The following is a 6,631-nucleotide window of genomic DNA, read 5'->3' on the forward strand; positions in this document are numbered from 1 at the left end:
GTCCAATAAATTCAGAGGATAAAGGCAATTTGAAGAGTGTTGCCGATCAGCTGGTCGGCACCATGTCGCGGCGCGTTTTCGCGGCGTAATAGGCCCAGAAAAGCCGGGCCGCCACGGAGCGCCACGGCGACCAGGGTTCCGCCAAGGCAGCCAGAGCCTTTGCTTCAGGCCGGGCCGCGAGACCGAATGCCGCGCCGACGGCATTCTGAAGCGCGACATCGCCGGCCGGAAAGACATCGGCATGGCCGCCGCAGAACATCAGATAGACCTCCGCCGTCCACGGACCGACGCCCTTCAGCGCGGTGAGTTCGCCAAGCGCTTCTTCAGGCGGCATCAGGCAGAGCCCGGAAAGATCGAGGCGGCCGGAGGCAACGGCTTCGGCGATCCGCGACAGGGTCTCAGCCTTGGCGCGTGACAGGCCGAATTCACGCCAGGCCTCGGCGTGAAGCAGCGCATAGCCCTCGGCGGTCAAAAGACCGTCCGCCGGCAGCATGCGCCGCCAGATCGCCTCGGCACTGGCGCGCGATACCATTTGTGAGACGATGATATGGGCAAGGCCGGCAAAACCCGGTTCGCGCAACCGCAGCGGAACGGGCCCTGCATCCACCGCGATCGGCACAAGGCGTGGATCGACACGAAGCAGTGCTTCGAGCCCCCGGCTGACGTCGTCTTCGTTGCGGATGATCTGCACATCGCCTCGCAGTGGTTCAAAACCTAAATCCATGGCAGAAGAAAGCATGACCACGAGCGAGCGTCAAAAACCTGTCTTTCGTTTTGCGCCGAGTCCCAACGGACAGTTGCATCTCGGCCATGCCCTCTCGGCTCTCCTGAACCGCGACATGGCGGCGATCGCGCGTGGGCGCCTGCTGCTGCGCATCGAGGATATCGACCAGGCGCGCTGCACTCCAGAGTTCGAGGCCGGCATCCTGAGCGATCTCGACTGGCTTGATATCGGCTGGGAAAGCCCGGTGCGGCGCCAGTCGGAACATTTCCCCGAATATCAGGCAGTACTGCACGCGCTGATCGAGCGCGGCCTGGTCTATCCGGCCTTCCTGACCCGAGGCGAGGTGAAGGCGCGCGTCGCTGCCTATGAGGCGGCCGGTGAATCCTGGCCGCGCGATCCCGACGGCACGCCACACTATCCCGCAAACGATCGCGAGCGCCCGGAAGACGAGTGGCGGGAAATGCTGACCTCGGGAAAGAAACATGCCTGGCGGCTCGATATGCGCAAGGCGCTGGACCTGATCGGCGAACTGCTGTTCTGGACCGAAACCGGCGACGGCAGATCGGGCGAGATCGCCGCCGACCCCGAAGTCTGGGGCGATGTCATCCTGTCGCGCTCGGACGCCCCGTCGAGCTATCATCTTTCAGTCGTCGTCGACGATGCGCTGCAGGGCGTCACCCACGTCGTGCGCGGCCTCGACCTCTTCCCCGCGACATCGGTGCACCGCCTGCTGCAGGTGTTGCTCGACCTGCCGCGACCGATCTATCACCATCACCGTCTCATTCTCGATCCGGCCGGCCGCAAGCTTTCGAAAAGCGACGGCGACAGCGGGCTTGGCGAATTGCGCGCCCGCGGCATGTCATGGGCCGATATTCGCCGCCTTGTCGGGCTCTGATGCCCGTTCGGCACGCTCTCTGCCGACGATCGAAAGCGTGTGGGAGAACATCCGGAAGACGCGGAATTTGATCAGCGCTGCATTGATCTCCGCCCCGATGATGAAGATGACGCCGATCATGTAGAGGAAGATCAGCACGATCATGACCGAGGCGAGGCCGGCATAGGTTGCGGTATAATTGGCGAAGGTCGCCAGATAATAGGCAAAGATCAGCGCGCCGGCGAGCCAGAGAAGCAGGGTCAGCAGCACGCCCGGGATGACATCAAAGACCCGCCGCTTGCCTGCCGGCAACCAGAGATGCATGACCAGCAATCCGACCGTCAGAACCACCAGCGTGCCGTAAATGCGCCAGCTGAAGACGATGTCGAGCGTGTCGGCAAACAGCGGAAACCAGTTCCTGGCATAATCGAGCGCCAGCGGCACGGCGACCAGCAGGATGCTGATCGCCGCAAAGATGATCACCGCGATCAGCACATAGCCGAGGCTCGCGAGTCGGGTGAAATACCACGGTCTCGTCTCCTGCACCCGGTAGGCGCGGTTGAGCGAGATGCGCAGCGCCTCGACGCCGTTCGAGGCGAAATAGGCGGCCGCCAGCACCGAGATCGTCAGCAGCCCGCCGCGCGGAATTGTCAACACCTGCAGCACCTGGTCGGCGAGCGGCTTGGCAATCGCCTCGGGCCAGGTGTCGAAGATCAGATGGATGGCGGTCGAGGAAAATTGATCGGCGCCGAGGAAGCTTGCAAGCGCCGTGCCGAAGATCAGGAAGGGGAAAACCGCAAGCAGGCTGGACAGCGCCACATGGCTCGCCATGGCAAAGCCGTCGTCCTCGATCATATGACAGATCGCGTCGTAGACCACGTCGTAGATCGTGCGCAGCGCCTTCGGCATTCCGTCTCCGGCTTTCCAGATTGTATCCTCTGGCCGAATATGGGAAACGAGTCCCATTTTGTACAGGAATCATTCCATGGCGGGAGAGCGTACCATCGTCGTGACCGGATGCTCGTCCGGCATCGGCGCTCATTGCGTGCGGGCTCTGAAAGCCGATGGCTGGCGCGTCTTTGCGACGGTGCGCAAGGCGGAAGACCTGCCGGGGCTGGAGGCAGACGGCATTGAAGCCTTGCTGATGGACTATGCCAGGTCCGAGACGATTTCGGAGCTGGTCGACGCGGTCCTGGAACGCAGCGGCGGCCGCATCGACGCGCTTTTCAACAATGGCGCCTACGGCCAGCCGGGCGCCGTCGAAGATCTTTCGACGGCCGCGTTGCGCGCCCAGTTCGAGGCGAATTTCTTTGGCTGGCACGAACTGACGCGGCAGATCATCCCGGCGATGCGCAAACGCCGAGAGGGGCGGATCGTGCAGTGCTCGTCGATCCTCGGCGTCGTGCCCTATCGCTATCGCGGCGCCTACACCGCTTCCAAATTCGCGCTCGAAGGCCTCAGCATCACCTTGCGCATGGAGCTACAGGGCAGTGGCATCCATGTGAGCCTGATCGAGCCGGGACCGATCGCCACGCGTTTCACCGCCAACGCGCTCGCAAAGATCAAGGAGCATATCGACCTTGAGAATTCGCAGCACGCGGCCGACTATGTCAAGCAACTGGCAAGACTTAATGGATCTGGCCCGGTCAGCCGCCATAAGCTTGGCCCGGAAGCAGTCTATTCCGTATTGAAACACGCATTGAACTCGAAAAATCCAAGGCCACATTATCCTGTAACGACTCCGGCCAAGCAGGGCATGTTCCTGAAGCGGCTGCTTCCGGCAGACCTCTTCTACCGCCTGATGCGCTGGACGGACTGAGAAAGCTGAATGCCATGTCCACGGTCACCTATATCCTTGCGATCATCGTCATGGGCGCCGTCGCCCTCGTCCTGATCCGCGGCCTCTTCAATATGATGAAGGGCGGCGATGCCAACCGTTCCAACAAGCTGATGCAGCTTCGCGTCCTGCTACAGGCAATCGCCGTCGTCCTGATCATGGTGACGCTCTGGCTGACCGGTGGTGGCCGGCCGACGTGACCGGGCAATCTAACGACAGAGGGATAAAATTGGGTACTATCGTCTCCTCGAACTCCCTCATTCCTGTGCTCGTCATAGGAATCCAGCCACCGCGCGTCCGCGCGGTGAATAACAAAATCAGACGTTCAAAAGCCTCTCCCGCGCCCAAAGACTTGGGCGCGGTGGATTCCTGTGACGAGCACAGGAATGAGGGAGGTGAGGCCATGCACGACGCGGTGGTTCTGTACGCAGCGGCAAATTTTGCGACAATGCCAACTCCACCTTCCGTCACCCCAGGCCTTGAGCCGAGGATCCGTGCCACGACTGCTAGTGAATGCCATGTGGATGCTCGGGTTAAGCCCGAGCATGACGAAGGGTGGAGTGGTTCAGCCTTCCCACCAATAGGCGGTGCGGCATGGTAAAACTCAACAAGATCTACACCAAAACCGGCGATGACGGCACCACAGGGCTGGTTTCCGGGCCGCGCCGGACAAAGGACGATCTCCGCGTCGAGGCCTATGGCACGATCGACGAAGCCAATTCCGCCATCGGCCTGGCGCGACTGCACACGGCCGGCTTGCCCGAGCTCGACGCTATGCTGATGTCGATCCAGAACGACCTCTTCGATCTCGGCGCCGATCTCGCCACACCCGATACCGGCGAGCCGCCGGCCTACGAACCGCTGCGGATCGTCGAGGCGCAGGTCGACCGCGTGGAACGCGAAATCGACCAGTTGAATGCCGGCCTGGAACCGCTGAAATCCTTCATCCTGCCGGGCGGCAGCCCGGCCGCCGCACATCTGCATCTTGCCCGGACGATTGCGCGGCGCGCCGAACGTTTGATGGTGGCGCTTGCCCGCACCGACGGTGAAATCGTCAGCGAGGCAGCGATGAAATATGTCAATCGGCTCTCCGATTTCTTCTTCGTCGCCGCGCGTCATGCAAATGATCGCGGCCATGCGGATGTGCTTTGGGTTCCGGGAAAAAACAGATAGGCTTGCCGCGGTCGCGATCGCCGGGGGGCCTTATGTTCATACCTTTTCACGACGCCAATACGCTGAAATATATCAAGGTTCAGTGGGTGACGCTCTCACTGATCGCATTGAATGTCGCGGTCTGGCTTGTGACCAGCCTGGAGAGCGAGCAGGCCGCCCAGGCGACGACCGTCGGGCTCGGCTATATCCCGGCGATCGCCTTCGGTGACGCGGTGCTGGCGCAGGGGCTGGAAATCGTGCCGGAACCGCTGACCTACCTCACCTATGCCTTCGTCCATTCCGGCTTCTGGCATCTGGCGTCCAACATGATTTTTCTCTGGGTCTTTGGCGACAATGTCGAGGACGCGATGGGACACTTGCGCTTCCTGATTTTCTACGTCGTCTGTGCAGCCGCCGGCGCGCTCTGCCACGGTCTGCTGGCCATGGCCTCGCAGGCACCGCTGGTTGGAGCCTCGGGGGCGATCTCCGGCGTCGTCGCCGCCTATGTCATGCTGCATCCGCGCGTCAAGGTCTGGGTGCTGGTATTCTTCCGTTTGCCCCTGCCCTTGCCTGCCTTCATCCCGCTGCTTTTGTGGATCGGCCAGCAGTTCTTCATGCTGGCGATCGCACCGGATGGCGATGTTTCCTGGGGCGCGCATGTCGGCGGCATCCTTGCCGGGGCTCTTCTGATCCTGGTGTTGCGCCGACCCGGTGTACCGCTGTTCGACCGGGAGATCGTCACGCCCCGCGCCGTGAGAAGCGATCCTGGCGCCGGCCCTGCCATCGCCGCCGGCACGGATGGGCGCACAGCGCAGCGCCTTCCCTGGGGCCGACGCTGACAACAATATTGACGTGAACGTAAACGTTCATATATTGCCCGGCGAATCGTCTACCGGCGGCATAGAAGCGTTGTATTTGGAGGAAAAGCGCGTATCGATGTCGCCATTCGACAATCGGAGCGGCGCGCGAGCGGGCATTTTCGTTGAAGCCAGTTTCCCGTGAAGGAAGGACCCCCCATGAAGATTCTCGTACCCGTCAAACGGGTCGTCGACTACAACGTCAAGATCCGGGTGAAGCCGGACGGCACGGGTGTCGAGCTTGCCAATGTGAAGATGTCGATGAACCCGTTCGACGAAATCTCGGTGGAAGAGGCGCTGCGGCTGAAGGAAGCCGGCAGGTGCGAGGAAGTGATCGTCGTTTCGATCGGTCCGGCCAAGGCCGAAGAGACGCTGCGGACCGCCCTTGCCATGGGCGCCGACCGGGCGATCCTGGTCGAGACCGACGATGCCGTCGAGCCGCTCGCCGTCGCCAAGATCCTCAAGGGCATCGTTGATGCCGAGCAGCCGGGTCTTGTCATCGTCGGCAAGCAGGCGATCGACGACGATTCGAACCAGACCGGCCAGATGCTGGCAGCACTGCTGGGGTCCGCCCAGGCCACCTTCGCCTCGAAGATCGAAATCGCTGACGGCAAGGCTGAGGTCACCCGCGAAGTCGATGGCGGCCTGCAGACGATCGAGATCACGCTGCCGGCGGTCATCACCTCGGACCTCAGGCTGAACGAACCGCGTTATGCCTCGCTGCCGAACATCATGAAGGCGAAGAAGAAGCCGCTCGACAAGAAGAGCCCGGCCGATTTCGGTGTCGACACCACGCCGCGGCTGAAGGTGCTGAAGACCGAGGAACCGTCGGGCCGCAAGGCCGGTGTCAAGGTCAAGTCGGTCGCCGAACTGGTCGACAAGCTCAAAAACGAAGCCGGCGTGCTTTAAGCCAGGAAAGAGAGAACAACATCATGACCATTCTTCTTCTGGCCGACCACGACAATCAAAGCCTCTCCGACCAGACCGCCAAGGCGCTGACGGCAGCAAGCCAGATCGGCTCCGATATTCACATCCTCGTCGCCGGCAAGGCTGCCAAGGTAGCCGCCGATGCCGCGGCAAAACTCTTCGGCGTCGCCAAGGTGCTGCTGGCCGAAAGCGACGAGCTCGCCAACAATCTGGCCGAGCCGCTTTCCGACCTGATTGTTTCGCTGGCCGGTGCCTACGAC

8 protein-coding genes and 1 pseudogene are annotated in these 6,631 nt (G+C 62.0%); 7 read left to right on the forward strand and 2 right to left on the reverse strand.

Annotated features, from left to right (window positions below; all coding sequences use genetic code 11):
- Nucleotides 1–46: 46 nt before the first annotated feature.
- Entirely contained in the window at nt 47–739 is a 693-nt protein-coding gene (locus tag HJB82_RS30380; protein WP_207581977.1) for a DNA-3-methyladenine glycosylase, read from the reverse strand.
- Here HJB82_RS30380 and gluQRS point away from each other — a divergent pair.
- A complete protein-coding gene (gluQRS, locus tag HJB82_RS30385) occupies nt 738–1,619 on the forward strand; it encodes a tRNA glutamyl-Q(34) synthetase GluQRS (RefSeq protein WP_221142315.1) in 882 nt (293 codons plus the stop codon). The genes HJB82_RS30380 and gluQRS overlap by 2 nt on opposite strands.
- Here the strand turns inward: gluQRS and HJB82_RS30390 are convergent.
- A complete protein-coding gene (locus HJB82_RS30390) occupies nt 1,584–2,507 on the reverse strand; it encodes a YihY/virulence factor BrkB family protein (protein WP_207581979.1) in 924 nt (307 codons plus the stop codon). The two genes, gluQRS and HJB82_RS30390, sit on opposite strands and share 36 nt — an antisense overlap.
- Before the next feature lie 76 nt (nt 2,508–2,583).
- Here HJB82_RS30390 and HJB82_RS30395 point away from each other — a divergent pair, with 76 nt between their 5' ends.
- The 6 genes and pseudogenes from HJB82_RS30395 to HJB82_RS30420 all read left to right on the forward strand — a co-directional run.
- On the forward strand, nt 2,584–3,417 hold the full coding sequence (locus HJB82_RS30395) for an SDR family oxidoreductase (RefSeq protein WP_207581980.1): 834 nt from the start codon (nt 2,584–2,586) through the stop codon (nt 3,415–3,417).
- 14 nt (nt 3,418–3,431) lie between these two features.
- Nucleotides 3,432–3,635 (forward strand): twin transmembrane helix small protein, encoded by a 204-nt coding sequence (locus HJB82_RS30400; protein WP_207581981.1) that lies wholly within the window; start codon nt 3,432–3,434, stop codon nt 3,633–3,635.
- Nucleotides 3,636–4,029: 394 nt separating this feature from the next.
- Nucleotides 4,030–4,608: a cob(I)yrinic acid a,c-diamide adenosyltransferase gene (locus tag HJB82_RS30405; RefSeq protein ID WP_207581982.1), complete on the forward strand. Its 579-nt coding sequence runs from the start codon at nt 4,030–4,032 to the stop codon at nt 4,606–4,608.
- Nucleotides 4,609–4,640: 32 nt separating this feature from the next.
- Nucleotides 4,641–5,426, forward strand: a complete 786-nt coding sequence (locus tag HJB82_RS30410; protein ID WP_207581983.1) for a rhomboid family intramembrane serine protease — start codon at nt 4,641–4,643, stop codon at nt 5,424–5,426.
- A gap of 177 nt (nt 5,427–5,603) precedes the next feature.
- A complete protein-coding gene (locus HJB82_RS30415; RefSeq protein ID WP_207584607.1) occupies nt 5,604–6,353 on the forward strand; it encodes an electron transfer flavoprotein subunit beta/FixA family protein in 750 nt (249 codons plus the stop codon).
- A gap of 23 nt (nt 6,354–6,376) precedes the next feature.
- A pseudogene (locus HJB82_RS30420) lies at nt 6,377–6,631 on the forward strand (electron transfer flavoprotein subunit alpha/FixB family protein); the annotation flags it as partial.

This window comes from Rhizobium sp. NZLR10 (genome assembly GCF_019685125.1).
Lineage (GTDB): Bacteria > Pseudomonadota > Alphaproteobacteria > Rhizobiales > Rhizobiaceae > Rhizobium.